The sequence below is a fragment of the Devosia sp. 1566 genome (assembly GCF_004005995.1).
GTDB lineage: Bacteria > Pseudomonadota > Alphaproteobacteria > Rhizobiales > Devosiaceae > Devosia.
Genome location: NZ_CP034767.1, coordinates 3471020 through 3492500, shown reverse-complemented (window position 1 = coordinate 3492500; position 21481 = coordinate 3471020). Strand labels below are relative to the sequence as shown.

Here is a 21481-nt window from a genome sequence, read left to right as displayed (position 1 = left end):
CTTAAGCCGTTAGGTGTAGGCGCAGCGAAAGCGAGTCTGAATAGGGCGTTAAGTTAGTTGGATTAGACCCGAAACCAAGTGATCTAGGTATGAGCAGGCTGAAGGTTGGGTAACACCAACTGGAGGGCCGAACCCACGTAAGTTGAAAATTACGGGGATGACTTGTTCCTAGGGGTGAAAGGCCAATCAAACTTGGAAATAGCTGGTTCTCCGCGAAAGATATTTAGGTATCGCCTCGGACGAACACTGTGGGGGGTAGAGCACTGGATGGGCTAGGGGGTCTCACCGACTTACCAAACCTAACCAAACTCCGAATACCCACAAGTGATATCCGGGAGACAGACGGCGGGTGCTAAGGTCCGTCGTCAAAAGGGAAACAGCCCTAACCTACAGCTAAGGTCCCCAAGTGATAGTTAAGTGGGAAAGCATGTGGGAATGCTTAGACAACCAGGAGGTTGGCTTAGAAGCAGCCATCCTTTAAAGATAGCGTAACAGCTCACTGGTCAAGCGTTCCTGCGGCGAAGATGTAACGGGTCTAAAACTATCCACCGAAGCTTAGGGTTTGCACGTTTACGTGCAAGCGGTAGCGGAGCGTTCCGTAAGCCTGCGAAGCGGTACCTGTGAGGGGCCGTGGAGGTATCGGAAGTGCGAATGATGACATGAGTAGCGACAAAAAGTGTGAGAGACACTTTCGCCGAAAGTCCAAGGGTTCCTGCGCAATGCTAATCAGCGCAGGGTTAGTCGGCCCCTAAGGTGAGGCAGAAATGCGTAGCCGATGGGAATCACGTTAATATTCGTGAACCAGATGGTAGTGACGGATCGCGCAGGTTCGTATCCCCTTATTGGATTGGGGGTGCGATGAGCCGGTTCCTGGAAATAGCTCCATCGATATTGACCGTACCCTAAACCGACACAGGTGGACTGGTAGAGTATACCAAGGCGCTTGAGAGAACTATACTGAAGGAACTCGGCAAATTGCACGCGTAACTTCGGGATAAGCGTGACTTCCCAGCGGGCAACCGTTGTGGAGTGGCACAAAAGAGGGGGTGGCGACTGTTTACTAAAAACACAGGGCTCTGCGAAGTAGCAATACGACGTATAGGGTCTGACGCCTGCCCGGTGCCGGAAGGTTAAATGGAGAGGTGCAAGCTTTGAAATGAAGCCCCGGTAAACGGCGGCCGTAACTATAACGGTCCTAAGGTAGCGAAATTCCTTGTCGGGTAAGTTCCGACCTGCACGAATGGCGTAACGACTTCCCCACTGTCTCCAGTATAGACTCAGCGAAATTGAATTCCCCGTGAAGATGCGGGGTTCCTGCGGTCAGACGGAAAGACCCCATGCACCTTTACTATAGCTTTACGCTGGCATTTGTGTCGGCATGTGCAGGATAGGTGGTAGGCTTTGAAGCCAGGGCGCCAGCTCTGGTGGAGCCGCAAGATGAGATACCACCCTTATCGTCATAGATGTCTAACCGCGGCATAACAGTGTCCGGGACAGCGTATGGTGGGTAGTTTGACTGGGGCGGTCGCCTCCCAAAGAGTAACGGAGGCGCGCGATGGTGGGCTCAGAACGGTCGGAAATCGTTCGCTGAGTGCAATGGCATAAGCCTGCCTGACTGCGAGACTGACAAGTCGAGCAGAGACGAAAGTCGGTCATAGTGATCCGGTGGTCCCGCGTGGAAGGGCCATCGCTCAACGAATAAAAGGTACGCTGGGGATAACAGGCTGATAATGCCCAAGAGTCCATATCGACGGCATTGTTTGGCACCTCGATGTCGGCTCATCACATCCTGGGGCTGGAGCAGGTCCCAAGGGTATGGCTGTTCGCCATTTAAAGTGGTACGTGAGCTGGGTTTAGAACGTCGTGAGACAGTTCGGTCCCTATCTGCCGTGGGTGTAGGAATATTGAGAAGAGCTGACCCTAGTACGAGAGGACCGGGTTGGACGAACCTCTGGTGGACCTGTTGTGGCGCCAGCCGCATTGCAGGGTAGCTAAGTTCGGACGGGATAACTGCTGAAAGCATCTAAGCAGGAAGCCTCCTTCAAAACGAGTATTCCCTTGAGAGCCGTGGAAGACCACCACGTCGATAGGCCGGGTGTGGAAGCGCAGCAATGTGTGAAGCTTACCGGTACTAATAGCTCGATTGGCTTGATCGTTCTCATTAATCAATGTCCGCATTGATCTAACGATCGCTCAGAAATACACCACCAACGCTTCTTGCATGGGAAAGCGTTGGAACAAACATTAACCAGATCTTCACCATCCGTTTTTCGCTGACCTGGTGGTTCTTGCGAAGCGCCCAGGACCCGATCCCATCCCGAACTCGACCGTCAAATGCTTCCGCGCCAATGGTACTAAGTCTTAAGGCTTGGGAGAGTAGGTCGCTGCCAGGTCTGCCAAAAACGGATGTCTCAATACGTCGTCGAAACACAAAAGCCCCGCACTCAGAAATGAGGCGGGGCTTTTTCGCGTTCAAAGCAATGAAGCAGGGGAAGAGGGGGGTAGGCCATATCCTTGCCGTGGTGTGGGCCCAGTATGCTACCACCATTTTCCCGCTCCCAAACTTCCGGCCCCGTCCTTCATGATCCTTGCGCGTATTCTTTTGATCTTGTGCATGCTCGCACCGGCGCTAACGGGCAGTGCGCTCGCTCAGGTGCCTCTTCTTCCATCCGCAGACCAGCCGGCTACGGCTAGCGATAGCGAGGTCCAGGACGATCAAAGCGTCAAGCAGTTGATCGAAATCCTCGAAAACGATGCCGCCCGGCAGGCGCTCATTGAGCGCCTGGAAGGGGCCGCAGGCCAGGATGCCAGCGCACCAGTAGAGGAGCCGGCCCCGACGCTGAGCGTCGCCCGTCAACTGGCGGAACATACAAGGGCTCTGTCCAAAACCGCCGGGCGCGCCGCTGATGCGTTCGTTCACGTCGTGCAGGACTTTCGCGGTAGCATCAACGCGGCCCTCAGTACCGACTTCGCCCAGGTGCGTACCGCAGCCTTGAACCTCGCGCTCGTTGCTGCGGGCCTCTTCGGCAGCCTGATGGCCCTGCGCATCGTCGTCATTTGGCTGCAACAGCGTTTAGCCGGCCGGGTGGCGGCGCGCGGATGGCGCTTACGGACAGGCGCCGTCGTTGCGGCAGCGCTGATCGACGGGGCCTCGGTGTTGATGTCCTGGGGGATTGGTTTTGCTACCGCGCTGACTTTGGCCAGAGACAGTGGCGGGCAGGTGAGAGTCAACGAGTCGCTGTTGCTCAACGCGTTCCTATTGGTGGAACTCAGCAAGCTGCTGGTCCATACGGTTTTTTCCCCGCGTTCGGCGGCATTACGCTGGATTCCTCTCTCGAACAGCGACGCGGCTTATTGGTCGTTCTGCACCGGCCGGCTGATATCGCTGCTCGGTTATACGTTTTTTTTCGTCGCTCCCGTGCTTTCAAGTAGTGTTTCGCGTGACGCGGCCGCCGCCGTCCAAGTTATCGCCATGACCGCATCGGTGGCATTGGCCATCATCGTGGTGCTGCAGTGCAAGGAAGGGGCACGAGCCCGGCTCACCGAGGTTGCCGCGGAGCGCGGCAATGACGGGGTCGGTCAGGCGCTGCTTCTTGTGGGCCGCTATTGGCACGTTGTGGCCATCGCCTACCTCCTCACACTGCTGGTCGCCTGGTTTGCCAATCCGGACGGGGCCCTCCCGTTCATGTTGGGCGCAACCTTCCAGACTGCCATCGCGGTCTTGGCCGGAATGGCTATTTCGGGCGCCATCTCTCGGGTGATCCGCTTCGGTTTGAGTTTGCCTGAGGATGTGCGCCAGAACTTGCCTCTCCTCGAAACGCGGCTGCAGGCCTTTGTGCCGCGGGTCATGCAGATCATCCGTCTTGTGGTCGTTGCGGGTGTTGTCCTCGCCGTCGTGCAGGCCTGGGGGATGTTCGATGCACTCGGCTGGTTGGGTTCGGAACGGGGCCAGGAGATCGTGGGCTCCCTCATCGCCGCAGCGTTTATCGTTCTGGCCTGCGTGGTGCTTTATATTGTCGTGGCGTCGTGGATCGAGTTTCGGCTCAGCGCCAGAGCCGGCAAGATGCCGACAGCGCGCGAGAAAACTCTGCTGAGCCTGTTCAAGAATGCTTTCACGATCGCACTGGTGGTGTTTGGCGTGATGCTGGCCTTGGCACAGATCGGCGTCAATATCGCGCCGCTGCTGGCAGGGGCTGGTGTGCTGGGTCTGGCTATCGGTTTTGGATCCCAGAAGCTTGTGCAAGACATCATCACCGGCATTTTCATCCAGTTCGAAAACGTCATGAACGAGGGGGATGTGGTGGAGGCCGGTGGGAAGTCCGGGGTGGTGGAAAAACTCACCATCCGGTCGGTCAGCATTCGCGATCAAACCGGAACCCTCCACCTGATCCCGTTCTCGTCGGTGGATCTGGTTTCCAACATGGTGAAGGGTTTCTCCTTCCATGTGGCTGAAATCAGTGTCGCCTACGAGTCCGATATCAGCGTCGTCAAGCAGGCGCTGCGGGACGCCTTTGAGCGTTTGCTGGAAACCGAGCACAAGAACGAGATTATTGACGAGCTCGACATGCAGGGGATCATTGCGTTCGGCGATTCCGCCGTGGTGGTGCGGGTGCGCATCAAGACCCTGCCCGGCAAGCACTGGGGCACGGGTCGGACCTATAGCGAGATCGTCAAGACGGTGTTCGAAGAGCGCGGAATCGAGATTCCCTATCCGCACATCACCTATGTACGGGCCAAGGGCGCAGCTGACGCAAGCGTGCCCTTTGGTGGCGATGATAACCAACGCGCCCTCGCGTGAGCGGCAATGACGTCGACGTGATCTGCTTGAACCTGAGCCTTAAGGCGATCTTAATCCGGATAGTTAAGATTGTGGTAGCGGTGGCGAGACAACCGCCATCGCGCAGACCGGCTTTAGCCGCCTCGCTTAAGCCTTTTCGCACTCTCCGGAGGCTCACTTGATGTTGCACCCGTCACTCACAAGGTCGCGCTACTCGATTGTAGCGCTTTGTTTTGCCGCTTTGTTGAACTTCGGAAGCGCGCCTGCGCTTGCCAGTAGCGCCGATTTCGTTCGTGGGCTCTGGCCACAAGCGGAAGCAAGGGGAGTGAGCCGGAAGGCCTTCGAAGCTTCGTTTGCTGGGTATAGTCCGATCCCTCAAGTCATGGAGCTCACGCGCAAGCAGCCGGAGTTTGCCTCATTGGCGTCAGACTATGTCACCAAGCGAGTGACGGACGCGCAAGCGGCAAAGGGCCGAGCAATGCGCGCCGAGTGGAACCAAACGCTTTCTGCGGCGGCGCAGCGCTATGGTGTGCAGCCCGAGGTCGTGCTGGCGATTTGGGGCATGGAGACCAATTTCGGTGGCTTCATGGGTGGGAACAACACCATCCATGCCTTGGCGACGCTGACGGAAGGTGGCTATCGAGCGGATTTCTTCCGCGATGAACTGCTCAACGCCCTGCGCATCGTTTCGGATGGCCATGTAAGCCCCCGTAACATGGTGGGATCCTGGGCGGGCGCCATGGGGCACACCCAGTTCATGCCCTCCAGCTTCATGCGCTACGCTGTTGATTTCAACGGTGATGGTCGCAAGGACATCTGGAATTCAGTGCCTGATGCCTTGGGCTCTACCGCCAACTATCTCAAGTCATTCAACTGGCGCCCGGGCGAGACCTGGGGCTATGAAGTTCGCCTCCCACAAGGGTTCAATTTCGCTGCCGCGTGGCAGATGGAGCGCGCGTCAGTCAGCCAGTGGCAGGCCATGGGTATCAGCCGAGCTTCCGGCAAGCCATTCCCTCGCTCCAGCGATACAGCCCGGCTCTACTTGCCAACAGGTGCCTCGGGGCCCGCCTTTCTTTTGCTGCCAAATTTCGAAGTGATCAAACGCTACAACAACTCAGACAGTTACGCTCTGGCCGTTGGACATCTGGCCGACCGGATCATCGGCGGCGGTCCCTTTGTTGCCCCCTGGCCCCGGGACTATGCACTGAACAAGAGCCAACGCGCAGAGCTCCAAAGCCTGTTGGCCCGCGCCGGATTTGATATTGGCTCTCCAGACGGTGTGCTCGGCCCCAAGACCCGGGCTGCTGTCCTAGCCTACCAGGCCAAGGCCGGATTGCCAGCTGACGGCTATATCTCCGGGCGCCTGCTGGACTCCCTGAAGCGCTAGTCTCAAGAGTTCATCCGCCGTCACAATATGCCCGGCTTGGCCGGGCATCGTCGTTATCCCGCACTTCGATTGCTTTGCCCCATGATGAAACTTGTCTCGATCAGATCGCTGCGCGGAGCCATTATGGCCGTTCTGCTGGCTTCCTCACTCCAAGCCAGCCCGGCCCTGGCGGTGTCAGTGATGGATCCGTTCAACCTTCCGGCGTCAATGGACAGCGGTACCGCCAAGGTGGCCGATGGGCTAGCCTATGCCGACGGACCCCGGCACAAGCTGGACATCTACGCCCCCGAGCAGCGTGGCGCAACTGCACCGGTCGTCTTCTTTATCTATGGGGGCGGCTGGAACCGCGGCGAGCGGAGCGACTACCAGTTCGCGGGCCGCGCGCTCGCCGCTCGCGGATTTGTCACGGTGATCGCTGATTACCGCCACGTACCCGAAGTGCGATTCCCTGGGTTTCTTGAGGACAGTGCCAATGCACTCCGGTGGGTGCAGGACAACATCGCCGACTATGGCGGCGATCCTAATCGCTTGTTCCTGGCCGGGCATTCGGCCGGCGCCTACAACGCCGTCATGCTGGCGCTGGAGCCGTCATTCTTGCGCGAATATGGAGTGACGCTGTCGATCCGGGGCGTTGCGGCGCTCTCGGGGCCTTATGATTTCTACCCGTTTGAATATGGTGAGGTACGCGAAGCCTTTGGCTCGGCACCGAACCCGGAAGGCACGCAGCCGATCAATCTTGTTGGCCCGGATGCGCCACCCATGTATCTGGCCACCGGCACCACCGACCCTATTGTGCGTATGCAGAACACCCAGCACTTCGCTGAGGTGCTGAAGGCCAATGGCGTTTGGGTCACCACCAAATATTATGAAGGCTTTGGTCACATGGAGCCGGTAATTGCTATGGGTTCGCTCTGGCGTTGGCGCATGCCGGTGCTCGACGACATGGTGTCGTTCTTCCAGATGTTCGGTGCGTTCCCGAGCGGGGTGCCTTACGCGGCAGTGGCGCCCGAAGCTCCCGAGCAGCTGCCAGAGGCGATTGCCCCGATGGACCAGATCGCAGAGCAGCTCAATTCGATGTTTCAGCCCATCGCGCAGTGACGATCAGCTGCGCCTTCAGCTTTGCTCGGTTTCAGTGATCGGCCGAAGCTCCACCGATTCAGCCGAGCGTGCTGCGGGGCCGTGGAACACCGCTTCGATGTTGTTGTTGTCGGGGTCGAGCACAAAGCAGGCGTAATAGCCCGGGTGGTAGGAACGCTCGCCCGGCGCGCCATTATCCTTGCCACCAGCGGCAAGAGCTGCCTGGTAGAACTTGTCCACCGTTTCGCGATCGCGAGCCTGGAAGGCTAGATGGATGTGCGTTGGCGAGGAGTCGGCGTCAGCAGCGTCGACGAACAACTCGTCCACCTGGAACCAGCCTTGGCCGCCATGCTCAATGGGGCGGCCAAGGGTTAAGAGTGCGGCTTCGTAAAAGCGCCGGGTGGCCTCGAAGTCGCGGGCACGAAGATGAACATGGTCGATCAGTCGTCCAACATGCCAGATCATCTTGCGCCCCTTGAGCCGTATGTGGCGTTATTCGGCCTCGTCCGCTGGAGCGGCGTTGAGCTGACCGTAGCGCTCCTCGCCAATCTTGGCCAACAAGTCCAGCTGGGTTTCAAGAAAGTCGATGTGACCTTCCTCATCGGCGAGTAGTTCATCGAAGAGCTGCTTGGAAACATGATCGTGCAGCTGTGAGCAGAGCTCGCGGCTGGTGCGATAGGCTTCACGCGCCTCGTATTCGCCGGCCAGATCGGCCTCGAGCACTTCCTTGATGGTCTGGCCAATACGCAGTGGCGCAACGCGCTGCAGATTCGGATGGCCTTCAAGGAAAATGATGCGTTCGATCAAGCGATCGGCGTGGTGCATTTCTTCGATCGACTCGGCGCGCTCCTTGGCGGCGAGCTTGCGATAGCCCCAGTCGTCGAGCAGCCTGTAGTGCACCCAGTATTGGTTGACTGCACCGAGTTCAAGAAAGAGGGCCTCGTTAAGCCGCTCTATGACCTGTGGTTCGCCCTTCACGCGGTACTCCGTTCCGTTTCTGCTTAAGCTTTTCCAACCGGGCCTGTACATCGACAAGTTCGCCCGGGGTTCGTGCCTGCTGCAGGTGGAAGCTCTCCGTCACGCGGACGATGATGTCCACCACATTAGGTACACAGCCGCCGCATTTAGCACGGCGTTCCAGTTCGCGGTAGACCTTTGCGGGCACGACCAACTGCCACGGATCTTGTTCGAGCAGTTCAAGGACGATGTCCTCGATCTGCTTAGAGGTAATCATGTTGCATTGGCAGACGAGCATAGCGTGCCAGAACTTCTCGTGGGTGGATGGGAGTGCAGTAGCGTTCGTTATTGCTGATTGTCAATGTCACAAAATGGTGTCGGTTAATCCGCAGCAGGCGCAGCGTCTGCCGGACGGAGCTATTGCTGTTGTCCCTTCTGGCGTCTGGCGGCAATGAGGGCAGCCGATGCCGCGGTGCGGTGCGCTGTCGAGAAGAATTCCCGATAAGCCAGTACTAGGACGGTGCAAAGGCAGACCGCCACGGCCAACCATTCGGACACGAACCAGGCAACTGTGGCGACAGAGAAGTAGTAGGCGCGGATGCCACTGTTGAAGTTGCGCGCTCCCAGGGCGTTCATATGAGCAATCGCGTCGATTTCCTCGGGCGTGGCTTGGGTTTCGTGATCGAGTGCACCCAGCATGATGCAAAAATGATTGAACTGGCGCAGCGAGAGCGTGAAGGCAAAAAAGGCCAGCACGAACATGGCAAGCATGACAACGAGATGCATCTGCACTTCGACGATGGAATAGGTGCGATCCAGTGACAGGGACTCCAGAGCGTCCATCAACGCCGGCAATTGGCCAAAAACCGCGAACACTGCCAAGACCAGCAGTACGGCGGTGGAGGCAAGAAAGCTGACGGACTGCATGATGTTGCCCGAAAGGATGGCGTCAAACGGGCTTTCGCGCCGTGCCGCATTCGCCACCCAGCGCCGCCGCTGCATGTTCATGATCACCGACAATGAAGGGCGGCGCCGCTCCACCATCGGCACGATGATGTTGTAGGCGAAGTAGCAGAGCAGCGGAAAGACAGTTGTAAGCAGGGTCATTGCAGCCCGTTGGAATGGTTGTGGTGAACGAGCTTACTGCGCCAATGCGGCAATTGGGAATGCGCCCGATCAGATCGGGCGCGGATAGCGGCGGTGAATGGCCTCGATGCCGGCCAGAACGTCGGGCGACAGCACGCAATCGGCAGCGCCCAGCGCAGTGGCCAGCTGTTCGGTGCTGGTCGCCCCAACAATGACCGAGGTCAAGAAGGGACGGGTGAGGCAGAACGCGAGTGCCATTTGCACCGGATCCAATCCATGCTCGCGCGCCAGGGCAATATAGGCCTGGGTGGCCGCCTCAGAATGCTCGTTCAGTCGCCACATGCCGCCTTGATAGTCAGCTCGGCTGCCTGGGGGAACGGTGCCATCCGCATACTTGCCCGTCAAAATACCGGCGGCGAGCGGGGAATAGGCAAGGAGCCCGACATCCTCGTGGTGGCTCAGCTCAGCAAGATCGAGATCGAAGTGGCGACGTAGGAGACTATATTCGTTTTGCACGGATACAAGGCGGGGCAGCCCCTTGGCCTCGGCGATGCGCAGCCATTGTGTTATCCCCCAGGTGGTCTCGTTGGAGACGCCGATATGCCGTATCTTGCCCTGCTGGACCAGCGCGCCCAGGGTTTCAAGCATGTCCTCGATATTGCCCAGCACGTCCGCTGTCTGCTGCTTTTGGGGCGCGTAGGTCCACGAGTTATCGAAATTGTAGTGGCCGCGCGAGGGCCAATGGATTTGGTAAAGGTCGATGTAGTCGGTCCGCAGCCGGCTCAGGCTTTGCTCCACCGCCAGTCGGATCGATTCGCCATCTGGTCGTCGCCCGTCGCGGATATGTTTGGAGCCGCCACCGGCAATCTTGGAAGCCAGAATCCACTTGTCGCGCTTGCCGGAACTGGCAAACCAGCTGCCGATGATTTCTTCAGTACGCCCGGAGGTCTGCGGGCTGCCGGGCACCGCATAAAGCTCGGCGGTATCCATGAAATTGAGCCCGGCTTCCAGCGCCATGTCGATTTGCCGATGGCCTTCGGCTTCGGTGTTCTGGCTACCCCAGGTCATGGTGCCAAGGCACAGTTCGCTTACGTGGATGTCGGTACGGCCAAGGCGTCTGGTGTTCATGAATCGGTTCCGGTTTGCGGCGGCACACTAAGCAGGGCTGGCGTGTGCGGTAAAGCGAGCTTGGCCGCGCGAGCAGACGCGTTCTCCCCAAGAAAGCGTTTTTGTCATCGTTTTAGGGGTTGAGCTATCCCGAACCAGCTCGTATATACCCGTCACGTTCGGCGCTAGCCAAACGGTTGACGCGGGATGGAGCAGCCCGGTAGCTCGTCAGGCTCATAACCTGAAGGTCGCAGGTTCAAATCCTGCTCCCGCAACCAAAATAAAAAAGCGCCCGCAAGGGCGCTTTTTTATTGGCCGCAGCGAAGCTGGCAGCTCGGGAGGAGGGCCGATTTCAGGTTGCCGGCGCGCCCGCAGCGCGCGTTGCGTGAACCGGCCCACTATCCCCCCACACCAGATCGACATGGATGGCCCTCACTCGGCGCCTTTCGCCCCGGCATGAAGTTGCCCGTCATGTTGGCGATAAGTGGCTGGATAACCGGCAGGCAGCCTCATCACCAGTCATTGCAATCTGCACGACACGTGCGTTGCCTGGCGCCTCGCCATGAGGAGCCGCTACACTATCCCCGCCGGCACCCGCACAGCCGACGCAAAAAAAGCCGATTAACCTACTTGAGTTAACTTAAAGTGCGCCGCAGTCTTCCCTTACCGTCACCAGCCTGCAGGAGGCAGGCGTGACAGCTAAGGAGAGGCTGTTCCATGACCCGACTCACCCGCAGAACCTTTATCGCGTCCGTTCCCCCCTTGCTGGCGACTACGCAAATTCCAGCTTGGGCGGCCCCGGCATCAGATCTCGACCTGATCGCAGCGCAAAAAGGCGAGCCGGCCCTCGTCAAACTTTATCGCCAGCTCGAACGGCTAACCTCGACCGTGACACTGATGACCACGGGGGCGCATCCCGACGATGAGCCCAGCGGCATGCTGGCGGCACTTCGGCATGTCTACGGCATTCGCCCGGTGCTTTACTGCATCACGCGCGGCGAGGGCGGCCAGAACGCCATTGGTCCGGAACTCGGATCCGTGCTGGGCGTGTTGCGGACGCGCGAAATGACGGAGGCGTCGCGGGCGCTGGACGCCTCGCTGGCCTTCGGTAGCCAGGGGCACCACGACCACATGCACGATTTCGGGTTCTCCAAGGATCCCAATGCAACAATCGACCGCTGGGGTCGTGATCGCGTGATCGAGCGGATGACTTGGGCCGTACGCCAATACAAGCCCGATGTGATCATGAATTGCTTCCTGGATGTTGGCGGACAGCATGGTCACCATCGCGCTGCCAATGTCGCGACCTTTATCGTGGCCGATCTTTCCGGCAATGAGGCGGAATTCCCCGAACAGATCGCGGCCGGCCTAAAGCCCTGGACCGTGCCCAAGATCTATCAACCCGCCTGGGGTGGGGGCGGGGGCGTTTATGACGACGAAACCCCGCCGCCGCCAACGACGCTGGTGATCAAGGCGCCTGAACGAGACCCGATCTCTGGGGCCACCTTCCCGCAAATGGGCGAATGGTCGCGCTCCTGCCATTTGACGCAAGGGATGGGCCGCTGGCGCCCAGACCCGCAGACCGAATGGCCGCTCAACCTCAGCTGGGCCTCGGTCACCGAAGCGGGCAAGGAAGAAGCGGATATCCGCGAGGGTCTTATCGCCACTGTTGGACACATCGCCGAGCTCGATGGAATGCCCACTGGAGCCGCCGAGGCCTTGCGCAATGCCCAGGGGCTGATCGAAGAAGCGGTGGATGATTACGGCGACCCGGTCGTTGTCACCGCCAAGCTGGTGGAAATCGGCAAGGCCCTCAAGGAAGCGCAAAGCGCAGTTCCGCCGGAATTGCAGGACCAGGTCGCCCATCGCCTTGAGCGCAAAATCCGGGAAACCGATCTGGCGCTGGCCACTGCCGCCGGCATGCAGATCCGGGCCTATACCGATGGTGCCGATCTTCGTCCCGGTGAAGAAATCATCGTCAAGACCGTTGTCGATGCACCCGGTCAGGTGGCGGTCACATCGATCACGGTCAAGTCGCGCGATGGTATCGGCGCGGGGGAAAATGACGTGGAAGGCGTAGGCGTCAACATCGCGCCTGACGCGGCCTTGACTAATCCACTGACCGAACAGTTCGATCCGCTTGGTGGCAATGGTGATGCCTTTGTGCAGCTGACGGCCGAGATCTCGGGCTATAAGGCAGTGCTCGACATCGATCTGGAGGACGCCTTGCGCGTGCTGCCCGAGGCGTCGCTCGAACTCAAGCCCGATGCCGTGCTGTTCAACACCGAAGCCCAGATTTCCCCGGTTGAGATGACTGCGGTGGTTTCGGGCGCGACCACCGCCGATCTGGACTTCGATCTGCCCGAAGGCTGGGCCGCAACAGCAAAGGGAAAAACTGGCACCGAGGCTGGCACTTTCGAGCTGGTTCCCCCCGCAGAACTGGGCACAGAGCGCATCATCATCGCACCCAAACTGCTCGACAAGCCTGCCTATGCCATCAACGTCTTCAGCTATCCCCATATCGGGCGGTCGGTGGTGCCGACGGAAATAGCGATCCCTGTGCAAGCGGTAGGTGCGGCGCTACCGGAAGGCCGCATCGGCTATATCGGTGGGGGTAATGACAATGTCGGCACCTGGCTGTCCCGGATGGGGGTTGATCTGAAAGAGCTGACGGCTGCCGATATGGAAGCAGGGGCCTATCGCGATCTCGATACCCTGGTGGTCGGCATCTTCTCCTTCGGGCGCCGCGACGATCTGGTGGCAGCGCTCGCGGGGATTCATGAATGGGTGCGCAATGGCGGGCACCTGGTGACGCTTTATCACCGGCCGTCCGATGGCTGGGATCCAGAAATGGTGCCAGTGGCTTACCTCCAGATCGGATCACCCTCGATCCGCTACCGGGTCACCGACGCCGAAGCTGCCGTTGAGGTGCTCGAGCCCGATCATCCCTTGCTCAACTATCCCAACAAGATCGGGGAAGCCGATTGGGCCAATTGGGACAAGGAACGGGGGCTGTATTTCGCGTCGGAGTGGGACGAAGCCTATCGCCCGCTCCTGGCAATGAACGATCCCGGCGAGGAGCCGCTGACCGGCTCGCTGCTAACCGCTGAGATCGGGGAGGGGCGGCACACCCATACCAGTCTCATCCTGCACCACCAAATGGACAAGCTAACTCCTGGGGCCTTCCGCCTGATGGCCAATCTGATTCAGCCAGCCAAGCGCGCTAGCTAGATCCTATTCGGTCCGCTCGGCCTCCCACGAGCGAGCCGTCTCGCGGCCGCAGTTGCGGCGGCAGCCCCCGGTCCTTCAGGGCCGGGGGTGTTTGCATATGAAGTACAGGAAGCCTAGGGCACGCGCGATGGCCTGGGACGGTCCAGGCGCGACGTAAGCAGCAGGGCGCCCAAAATGATGGCGATGCCGGCGATGGTGGTCCAGGCCGGAACTTCGTTAAAGGCCAGAAAACCGGCAAGGCTCGCCAGCACAATCGACAGGTAGCCGAATGGCGCCAGGAGATTGGCTGGCGTGCTTTGATAAGCGCGCAAATAGCAGTACTGCCCGATCTGGGCGAGCACGCCGATCCCAAGTAGCAAGGGCCAGTCGGCCATGGCGACCGGCTGCCAGGCTATAAGGGCCGGAAGTGCCGTGAACACCGAAAGACCAACCGTATAGAAGACCATAAGTACCGTGGTGTTCTCGGCAGCCAGCGCGCGGGTCTGCACCGTAGCAAGCGAGCCAAAGAGCACGGTGGCAAGGGCGGCGATCAAACCAAGGTTCCAGTGCATCTCGCTAGGGCCCACCATGACGAGGACGCCCGCAAATCCAATCACGGCGCCAACCCAGCGCCAAGGTCCGGAGCGCTCCCCCAACAGCCAGGTGGCCAAGGCCAGGACCACGAGCGGGCGCATGAAGCCGATGGCATTGACGAGGGCGAGAGGAAGGGCGGTAAGGGCAGCAAAATTGGCATTCAGCGCCAGGGTGTTGCAGAGCACGCGAAAGCTGTGCCGCCCCCATTGGCGAGTTTGGCTGAGGGCCTGGCGGTGCCGCCAGGCGAGTGGAAGAACGCCAACCAGGCCGATTAACGAGCGGATGAACACCATCTGAACGGCTGGATAGGTGGCGCCGCCGAGCTTGACCAGCACTGTCATCATAGTGACCAGCAGCATGTCACTCATGAGCCAGGCGATGCCCGCCCCTGAGGGCCTTGTTGACTCCATCTCAGGCCGCTTGGAGCAGGTTCGCCATCACCCGAAAGGCGCCGGGCACCAGACGATCAAGCTGATGATGGAGCACAAGGCTGGTATGGGTATGACGCCCCGCACCGATCGAGGCGGAAAGCAGGGAGCCGGTGAGCGGCGCTTCCCCTGCATCGCTCATGGCCAGCAGCGGCTGGTAGGCCTCGTCCCAGCTTGAAGCGAAATAAAGCCCTCGCTCCTTGTCCCACCCCGCGAAGTCGGCGGTGGTGATCTGGTTGGGTCCACTAAAGAGCGGGTGGTTTGGCGCCAGCAAGGTGACTTCCGCCGCAGGGTTGGTGACCCGCCAGCGCAGCGACGGGCTGCCGATGGTGAGAGGCAGGGGTGGCGTGGCTTGCGGGTTCCAGCCATCGCTGGGCCGGTGGTAGAGGGTGACAAGGTGCCCGCCACTCTTTACCCAGTCGTGCAGCTTATTCGTTGCGGCCGCAAGATCCGGGCGGGTTCCAAAGGCAAAGATGCCGACCACGATCGTATCAAGGCCCGAGAGATCGCCGGCGAGGGCATCGGCATCCAGATCGGTGACCTGTGCACCCATGCGCTCAAGCCAGAGGCCGACCCGGTCAGCGCCACCGCCGATATAGCCCACGCGGGTGCTTGGCAGCGCCAGATCGAGCGCCAGGACGTCAAGGTTGAGCGGCCGCACGAAGCGGGCGCGGCCAATATGCGGATAGGCGAATGCGGCAACGCTGTGGGCCTGGAGACCATCGACCAGGACGGGCAGGGTATAACGGCCGCGCGGAAGGTCTACTGCAGGAGTGACAGTCAAACTGTTCCGGTGGGTGGCGACGGTCAGGCCCGGCACCGGCGCGATCGTGATCTCCGCTTTTTTTTCCGCTTTTGCATTGATCGTGCGGGGAGCCTGGTCGCCTTGGGGCAGGATCAATGCGTCGGGCACAATGGCAAGGCTATGCGTTGGGGCGATCTGCACGGGCTCTTCAGTGTCGACGGCAAAGGTGATCTCCTCTCCCCCGACCTTTGCCTGGACCTTGAGCCAAATTCTGCCGTTGCCACCCAGGCTCTCCCACTGCGGCAGGAAGGCGTTGGTTATATCGGCACCTTGTCGTGCCCGTAACGTCAGCACTGCTTTGTCGTCCGACAGATGCAGGCTTTCAGAGGGTTCGAAGGCGGAGGACGCGACCGGCGTTATCGCGATCGCTTCGGCAGTGCCGGGCTCGGCCTCAATAATGAGACCGACGCAGCCACCAGGCGTTACGCTGTCCGATGCAAGCGCGGCAGAAATCTCTAAGCCCGCAGCCAGCGCCATGGCCGTGTCCACCTCGCGCAGCTTGCGTTGCAGCCGCTGGGTGTGTTCTGGCGCAACATGGGCGTTGGCACCACCGAGAGCCTGCCGCGCCTGCGCTAGTGCTGCGACGACGGCGGTGCCGTCGGGAAATTGCGCCAGCGCCTCCTCGATAGCAGCATCCGCTTGGGCAAGCTGAGACGAGGGACCGAGATCGGCGAGACGGGAAGGCAGGCCCGAAAGAATGCTGTCCTCTGCGGTGCCGCCAACGCGATGCAGCCCCCATTGCGTCTGGGCGGGGTGCTGCCAGTGGCCCATGTTCTGGCTGGCGTGAAAGGCACGTGATGCCTCCCCCAGCCGGTCAAAACTCATGCCGGTGGCTTCATCCACGCCCGGTGCCTCGATCCAGGTCGTCGCTGGAGGCGGGGGCACTTCGTCGTCATAGGTGCCGCCACCGCCCGACCAGGCCGGCAGGTAGAACTTGGCCACCTGCCAGGGGGCAAGCTCGTCCGTGCGATAGGTGGGGTTAGCCGCAAGAGCCAGCGCTCTTTCGGCCGCCTGGGTCATCGCCCGATGATGGCCGTGCTGCCCTCCGACATCGAGGAAGGTGGGGATGACGATATCAGGGCGATATTGCCGGTAGGCGCGCACCAGGCGCTCAATGATCAAGTCTTCGCCCCAGCGAGCCAGCGTGTCCGGACCAGACTTGGAGAAACCGAAGTCATGAACCGCATCATCCGGGCCATGGCCGAACCAGGCGACATCCGCATCGATGACGCGGGCGGCTTCTTCCATTTCACGCGAGCGCAGAACGCCCAGCGCACCCGATCGCTCCGGTCCAAGCGTGTTCTGCCCCCCTTCGCCGCGGGTGGAACAGGCGACGACGATGCGCATGCCATATTGGTGCCGCAGCAAGGCCAGCATGCCATTGTGCTCGTCGTCTGGATGGGCTCCGGTATTCATCACTGTTACCGTTGAACGCAAGCGAGAAAGCGCGCGATACAGGCGCACGAGACGGGGCGATGCGGCACGACGGTGCAAGCGCTGGCGATCATCGAGCATGAAAGTGGTCCAGAGTTTAAGAGTCAGCCGGTGGGGTCGGCGATGCTCAGATGGGGAGAAACCGTGTCGAGCAGCGGCAGGGCGGCTGCGCCAAGCGCGGCGGTGAGCTGACCGGTTTGTCCCCGCATGACGCGGGGCAGCGGCCGCTGGTGGCGCGTCGCAACCGAGACAGGAAGTGGATCCAGGGCGGCGATAACAGCTTCGAGCACTGAGTCCGGAAGGCCGCCGCCGAAGATAACCGTTTCTGGGTCAAAGATGTTTTCGAGCATGGCAACTGTGGGTGCGAGGTAGTCAGCGGCCATGTCGATCCACTCCACAAGGGTCTGGTTTTGATCATCGTGGAGCTTTTGGATGTCTTGGACGGTGGCGACATATATTCCCGCCATCGCCAAGCGTTCGCGTAGGGCAAAGACCGACACAAAGCGTTCCAATGCGCCAGCGGGGCCATAGCGGGCGGTTCCTTTGCGCGGGACAAGGCTGAGATGACCAATTTCACCGGCGTTACCGAAAGCACCGCGCAGCGGACGGCCATCCTGGATCACCCCAAGTCCGAGACCGACCCCGAAATACAAAAAGCAGAAGCTGCCGAGCTGGCGTCCAGCACCGTAAAGCCGCTCGGCGACCACTGCCGCGGTGGCATCGTTTTCCACCACGACATGTTGCCCGGTTGCCCTGGAGAAGAGCGCGGCCGGATCAACACCTGTCCAGCCAGGCAGGGTCGCCGGGCCAACCGAGCTCATCCCCTCCACTTCAAATGGGCCGGGCATAACGACACCGATGCCCAGCAGCTTGTTCTGGTCGGCACGGAGCGAGGTTTGCAGTCGCTCAACCTCTTGAGCGACTTGACCAGGAACAGTGTCGGGCCCGGCTTCGGAGAGGGAAATGATCGATTGTGCCCGCACGCCTCCCGACAGGTCGACAAGGGCGGTGACCATGTGGTCGGCCGCAATTTCGACCCCTGCCGTAAGGGGCCCGTCGGGATTAACAGCAAACTGGATGGGTGGTTGGCCACGCCCCGAGCGCAGGCGGCCCAGTTCGATCAGCAGGCCTTCCTCGAGCAGTTCATAAACGATGTTGGCCACGGCTTGAGGCGTGAGATGAGCGCGGCGGGCGATTTCGGTGCGGCCGAGGTGATCGTGCATGCGAATCACCTCCAGTACGACACGGCGGTTGTGCGCCCGGTTCCGCTCCGGGTTAGACCCGATCGCCACCCGCTGGCGCAATTCGCTCTTGCTGCGGCCGTTCACGTTCTCGCCCCCTCACCAAGCCCATCTCCTCCGACGAGAGCTTAGAACGGAAGGGTAATAACTCAAGTAGATTATTTTATTGACAAGGGAGCGTCACATATCTGACGCTAGTGGCGCTTGGCGGCTGGTCCGCCTCACACTGGTGGAGGGGCCGGAGGACGAGCGGCGGCCCTATTGGAGGACTGAGATATGCTTACCAAAACAACTTTGACCGGCCTGGCGGCTGGTGTCAGCCTGCTGGCGATGGGTTCGGCCCAAGCGGTGGAAATCGAATACTGGCAGTATGTGTTCGACAGCCGCGTCCAGGCAATGGACCAGCTGATCGAGAAGTTCGAGGCTGCCAATCCTGACATCACCGTCAAGCACACGACCTTCCCCTACGCCGACTACCAGACCCGTGTCGTGGCCGCCAAGGTTGCGGGCCAGGGCCCGGACGTGGTGCAATTGTTCTATGGCTGGACCGACCAGTTCGTGAATGGTGGCTTGATCAAGCCGCTTGATCCAGCGGTTTTCCCGCATGAAGAGATTGAATCGCAGTTCTTCCCGATCGTTTCGGCGATGAAGCGCGGCGAAGACTATTACGGGTTGCCAACCGCAGTGCGCTCACTGGCGCTGTTCTACAACAAGGCTTTGCTGGACGAGGCTGGCGTTCAGCCGCCACAGAACCTTGAAGAACTGCTTGCCGTTGCCAAGGCGACGACCAAGGTTGACGGCGGAGGCAACATGACCTCAGCCGGTATCACGCTCGACATGGCCGGGCAGGATCACCAGTGGTGGCGTGAAGTTCTGGTGCGCCAGAATGGTGGTGTGCCCTACGACGAAGAAGGCAATGTCGCTTATAACGACGAAGCGGGCGCTGCGGCGCTGAAGTTCTACACGGACCTGCAGACGGAACACAAAGTGGGGCAGACCGGCTTCATGGATGAAGGCCAGGCCGCGTTCCGGGCCGGGTTGGCTGCGATGACCATCGACGGCACCTTCCGCCTCGGCGCCTTTGAAGCCAATCCCTTCGAATGGGGAGTGGTGGAGCTGCCGGCCGACGCCAACGGCATGCGCTCCAACTATTCGAGCTATTTCGCCAATGCGATCGGGGCAACTGCAGAGGGTGAAGAGCTCGCTGCTGCACAGAAGTTCCTTCAGTACATCTCCTCGCCTGAAGCGATGGAAATCTGGCTTGATGCAGTGGGTGAGCTTCCCGCTCGCCGGGACGTTGCCTTGACCGAGAAGAACCTCGCCGACCCGATTTTGGGGCCCTTCCTCAAGGGTCTGGAATATGCCCAGACTACCCGCTTCTATGACGAAGCGGCGCAACGCCAGACCACGATCGACATGGTCAACCGCGTTCTGCTGGAAAACCAGTCCATCGAGGACTCGCTGAACCAGGCGGCGCAGGCTGAGCAGGCCATCATCGACCAGGGCCGTCAGTAACCACCAAGCCATGCAATGCGGCCGACGGCAGTTTACCTGCCGCCGGCCGCGCCAGTTCTTGCAGGAGCGAAAATGTCGTCGGCGAGCCCCATCCCCCAAGCAGGCCCAGTTCGCTTCTGGGATCGTCTGAATATCGGCACCAAGCGGGTGATCTGGGCTTGGGGCTTTCTCGCCCTGCCGATCATCTTTTATTCGGTTATTCGCTTTTATCCCACATTCCAGGCCTTCTGGCTGTCGATGACCAACTGGGACCTGTTGCGCCCGGCGCAGTTCATTGGGCTGGCGAACTACCAGAAGATGTTCGCCGACCCCTTGTTCTGGAAAGTGTTCCAGAACACCTTTCTTTACCTGATCATCGGCACGCCGCTGAGCCTCGCGATCTCCTTTGTGATCGCGTTCTATCTCGATCGCGTCCGGTTCATGCATGGCTTTATCCGCGCGCTCTACTTCCTGCCCTTCCTCACTACGGCGGCGGCAATGGGCTGGGTTTGGCGCTGGTTCTACCAGCCGGTGCCGATCGGGGTGATCAACGGTTTTCTCAGCACGATTGGCATTCCGCAGCAGCCCTTTTTGCGCTCGGTCGACCAGGCGCTCCTTTCCATCCTCATCCCGGCGATCTGGGCCGGACTTGGTTTTCAGATCATCATCTTCATGGCCGGGCTGCGTGCCATTCCGAACACTTTTTACGAGGCGGCTCGCATTGACGGGCTCGGCGAGTGGGCGATCCTGCGCAAGATCACCGTGCCGCTGCTCAAGCCCACTACGGTGTTTCTGGTGGTGTTCTCCTCGATCGGCTTCTTGCGCATCTTCGACCAGGTCTACAACATGACCACCAATGATCCGGGCGGGCCGCTCAACTCGACCAAGCCCCTGGTGCTCATGATCTATCAGACCGCCTTTTCATCCTACCAGATGGGCTACGCCGCCGCGCAGACCGTGGTGCTGTTCACCATCCTGCTCGTCGTGTCCTTGCTGCAGCTTTACGTGCTGAGGGAAAAGCAATGAGCGTCACCACAGTGTCGACCGAACTCTCCACCAATCGGCGCGACATTCGCCCCGGTCGCATCATCGCCTGGACCTTGCTGTTCATCGGCGGGCTCATCGTAATCACGCCGCTGCTGTTCATGTTCTCGACCTCGCTCAAGACCTCGGGCCAGGTGTACGATCTGCGCCTGATCCCGCTGGCGCCGACGCTCGACAACTATGTAAAGGTGCTCGGTGACGGCCGCTTCATGCAGTGGTTTTTCAACTCCACCCTGATTGCGGTGACGGTCACGCTGTCGAACGTGTTTTTCGACAGCATGGTTGGCTATACGCTGGCCAAGTTCCAGTTCCGCGGCCGCTATTTCATCTTCCTAGCAATCCTATCGACACTGATGATCCCCACCGAAATGCTGGTGATCCCCTGGTATCTGATGGCCAGTCAGCTGGGTTGGCTCGATTCCTATTGGGGGATCATGTTCCCTGGAATGATGACGGCCTTTGGCACCTTCCTTATGAAGCAGTTCTTCGAGGGCGTTCCCGATGACTTCCTGGAAGCTGCGCGCATTGATGGGCTTAACGAATTCACCATCTGGTGGAAAGTCGCGATGCCGATGGTCGTGCCCGCCATTTCGGCGCTGGCGATCTTCACCTTCCTTGGCAATTGGACCGCGTTCTTCTGGCCGCTGATCGTGACCACGTCCAAGGAGCTTTATACGCTCCCCGTTGGGATCTCGAGCTTTTCGGCCGAGTCCTCCATCCAATGGGAGCTGATCATGACTGGTGCCGCGATCGGCACCATCCCCACGCTTCTCGTCTTCCTCGTGCTGCAGCGCTACATTGTCCGTGGCGTCATGCTGGCTGGCCTCAAGGGTTAACGCC

The 21481-nt window shown here is 60.1% G+C and carries 15 protein-coding genes, 1 tRNA gene and 2 rRNA genes (1 of these 18 only partly in view); 10 read left to right on the top strand and 8 right to left on the bottom strand.

Going from position 1 to position 21481, the window contains the following annotated elements:
- From ELX51_RS16640 to ELX51_RS16620, 5 genes are all read left to right on the top strand, one after another.
- Positions 1–2156 (top strand): 23S ribosomal RNA (locus ELX51_RS16640); it begins 567 nt to the left of the window's first position.
- A gap of 121 nt (positions 2157–2277) precedes the next feature.
- Positions 2278–2393, top strand: a 5S ribosomal RNA gene (rrf, locus tag ELX51_RS16635).
- 338 nt (positions 2394–2731) lie between these two features.
- On the top strand, positions 2732–4798 hold the full coding sequence (locus ELX51_RS16630; protein WP_164854902.1) for a mechanosensitive ion channel domain-containing protein: 2067 nt from the start codon (positions 2732–2734) through the stop codon (positions 4796–4798).
- 160 nt (positions 4799–4958) lie between these two features.
- On the top strand, positions 4959–6164 hold the full coding sequence (locus ELX51_RS16625; protein WP_127755347.1) for a lytic murein transglycosylase: 1206 nt from the start codon (positions 4959–4961) through the stop codon (positions 6162–6164).
- Between the two features lie 123 nt (positions 6165–6287).
- A complete protein-coding gene (locus tag ELX51_RS16620; protein WP_248305161.1) occupies positions 6288–7262 on the top strand; it encodes an alpha/beta hydrolase in 975 nt (324 codons plus the stop codon).
- 15 nt (positions 7263–7277) lie between these two features.
- Here the strand turns inward: ELX51_RS16620 and ELX51_RS16615 are convergent, their stop codons facing one another.
- The 5 genes from ELX51_RS16615 to ELX51_RS16595 all read right to left on the bottom strand — a co-directional run bounded on the left by ELX51_RS16615 (position 7278) and on the right by ELX51_RS16595 (position 10412).
- The gene (locus ELX51_RS16615) at positions 7278–7706 is read right to left on the bottom strand and encodes a VOC family protein (RefSeq protein WP_127754559.1); all 429 of its coding nucleotides are present in this window, start codon (positions 7704–7706) and stop codon (positions 7278–7280) included.
- A gap of 27 nt (positions 7707–7733) precedes the next feature.
- Positions 7734–8219: a bacterioferritin gene (bfr, locus tag ELX51_RS16610; RefSeq protein WP_127754558.1), complete on the bottom strand. Its 486-nt coding sequence runs from the start codon at positions 8217–8219 to the stop codon at positions 7734–7736.
- Positions 8185–8496: a (2Fe-2S)-binding protein gene (locus tag ELX51_RS16605; RefSeq protein ID WP_127754557.1), complete on the bottom strand. Its 312-nt coding sequence runs from the start codon at positions 8494–8496 to the stop codon at positions 8185–8187. The genes bfr and ELX51_RS16605 overlap by 35 nt, the downstream gene beginning before the upstream one ends.
- Before the next feature lie 119 nt (positions 8497–8615).
- A complete protein-coding gene (locus tag ELX51_RS16600; RefSeq protein WP_127754556.1) occupies positions 8616–9305 on the bottom strand; it encodes a DUF599 domain-containing protein in 690 nt (229 codons plus the stop codon).
- A gap of 69 nt (positions 9306–9374) precedes the next feature.
- Complete coding sequence (locus tag ELX51_RS16595; protein ID WP_127754555.1) at positions 9375–10412, bottom strand: aldo/keto reductase; 1038 nt, start codon at positions 10410–10412, stop codon at positions 9375–9377.
- Positions 10413–10592: 180 nt separating this feature from the next.
- Here ELX51_RS16595 and ELX51_RS16590 point away from each other — a divergent pair.
- Positions 10593–10669, top strand: a tRNA-Met gene (locus ELX51_RS16590).
- A gap of 439 nt (positions 10670–11108) precedes the next feature.
- Positions 11109–13622 carry a PIG-L family deacetylase gene (locus tag ELX51_RS16585; RefSeq protein ID WP_127754554.1) on the top strand — a complete coding sequence of 838 codons (2514 nt, stop codon included), beginning with the start codon at positions 11109–11111 and terminating at the stop codon, positions 13620–13622.
- Positions 13623–13735: 113 nt separating this feature from the next.
- Here ELX51_RS16585 and ELX51_RS16580 read toward each other — a convergent pair whose 3' ends face one another.
- From ELX51_RS16580 to ELX51_RS16570, 3 genes are read right to left on the bottom strand one after another with little or no spacing between them, the layout of a single operon-like run.
- A complete protein-coding gene (locus tag ELX51_RS16580; RefSeq protein WP_248305159.1) occupies positions 13736–14554 on the bottom strand; it encodes a DMT family transporter in 819 nt (272 codons plus the stop codon).
- Between the two features lie 52 nt (positions 14555–14606).
- Positions 14607–16943, bottom strand: coding sequence for a PIG-L family deacetylase (locus tag ELX51_RS16575; RefSeq protein WP_127754552.1), 2337 nt, complete (start codon positions 16941–16943; stop codon positions 14607–14609).
- Between the two features lie 23 nt (positions 16944–16966).
- Positions 16967–18085, bottom strand: a complete 1119-nt coding sequence (locus ELX51_RS16570) for an ROK family protein (RefSeq protein WP_127754551.1) — start codon at positions 18083–18085, stop codon at positions 16967–16969.
- 294 nt (positions 18086–18379) lie between these two features.
- Between ELX51_RS16570 and ELX51_RS16565 the strand changes: the two genes are divergently transcribed.
- The 3 genes from ELX51_RS16565 (at position 18380) to ELX51_RS16555 (ending at position 21477) form a co-directional block, all read left to right on the top strand.
- Positions 18380–19618: an extracellular solute-binding protein gene (locus ELX51_RS16565; protein WP_127754550.1), complete on the top strand. Its 1239-nt coding sequence runs from the start codon at positions 18380–18382 to the stop codon at positions 19616–19618.
- A gap of 72 nt (positions 19619–19690) precedes the next feature.
- Positions 19691–20623 carry a sugar ABC transporter permease gene (locus tag ELX51_RS16560; protein ID WP_127754549.1) on the top strand — a complete coding sequence of 311 codons (933 nt, stop codon included), beginning with the start codon at positions 19691–19693 and terminating at the stop codon, positions 20621–20623.
- On the top strand, positions 20620–21477 hold the full coding sequence (locus ELX51_RS16555; RefSeq protein ID WP_127754548.1) for a carbohydrate ABC transporter permease: 858 nt from the start codon (positions 20620–20622) through the stop codon (positions 21475–21477). The genes ELX51_RS16560 and ELX51_RS16555 overlap by 4 nt, the downstream gene beginning before the upstream one ends.
- Positions 21478–21481: the final 4 nt, after the last annotated feature.

Bases quoted from the DNA above. Each gene is read 5' to 3' on its own strand.
- ELX51_RS16555 (WP_127754548.1), top strand. From the start codon at position 20,620: ATGAGCGTCACCACAGTGTCGACCGAACTCTCCACCAATCGGCGCGAC.
- ELX51_RS16570 (WP_127754551.1), bottom strand. From the start codon at position 18,085: ATGCACGATCACCTCGGCCGCACCGAAATCGCCCGCCGCGCTCATCTC.
- ELX51_RS16600 (WP_127754556.1), bottom strand. From the start codon at position 9,305: ATGACCCTGCTTACAACTGTCTTTCCGCTGCTCTGCTACTTCGCCTAC.
- ELX51_RS16565 (WP_127754550.1), top strand. From the start codon at position 18,380: ATGCTTACCAAAACAACTTTGACCGGCCTGGCGGCTGGTGTCAGCCTG.
- ELX51_RS16580 (WP_248305159.1), bottom strand. From the start codon at position 14,554: ATGCTGCTGGTCACTATGATGACAGTGCTGGTCAAGCTCGGCGGCGCC.
- ELX51_RS16625 (WP_127755347.1), top strand. From the start codon at position 4,959: ATGTTGCACCCGTCACTCACAAGGTCGCGCTACTCGATTGTAGCGCTT.
- ELX51_RS16620 (WP_248305161.1), top strand. From the start codon at position 6,288: ATGGCCGTTCTGCTGGCTTCCTCACTCCAAGCCAGCCCGGCCCTGGCG.
- ELX51_RS16575 (WP_127754552.1), bottom strand. From the start codon at position 16,943: ATGCTCGATGATCGCCAGCGCTTGCACCGTCGTGCCGCATCGCCCCGT.
- ELX51_RS16585 (WP_127754554.1), top strand. From the start codon at position 11,109: ATGACCCGACTCACCCGCAGAACCTTTATCGCGTCCGTTCCCCCCTTG.
- ELX51_RS16605 (WP_127754557.1), bottom strand. From the start codon at position 8,496: ATGCTCGTCTGCCAATGCAACATGATTACCTCTAAGCAGATCGAGGAC.
- ELX51_RS16595 (WP_127754555.1), bottom strand. From the start codon at position 10,412: ATGAACACCAGACGCCTTGGCCGTACCGACATCCACGTAAGCGAACTG.
- ELX51_RS16615 (WP_127754559.1), bottom strand. From the start codon at position 7,706: ATGATCTGGCATGTTGGACGACTGATCGACCATGTTCATCTTCGTGCC.
- ELX51_RS16560 (WP_127754549.1), top strand. From the start codon at position 19,691: ATGTCGTCGGCGAGCCCCATCCCCCAAGCAGGCCCAGTTCGCTTCTGG.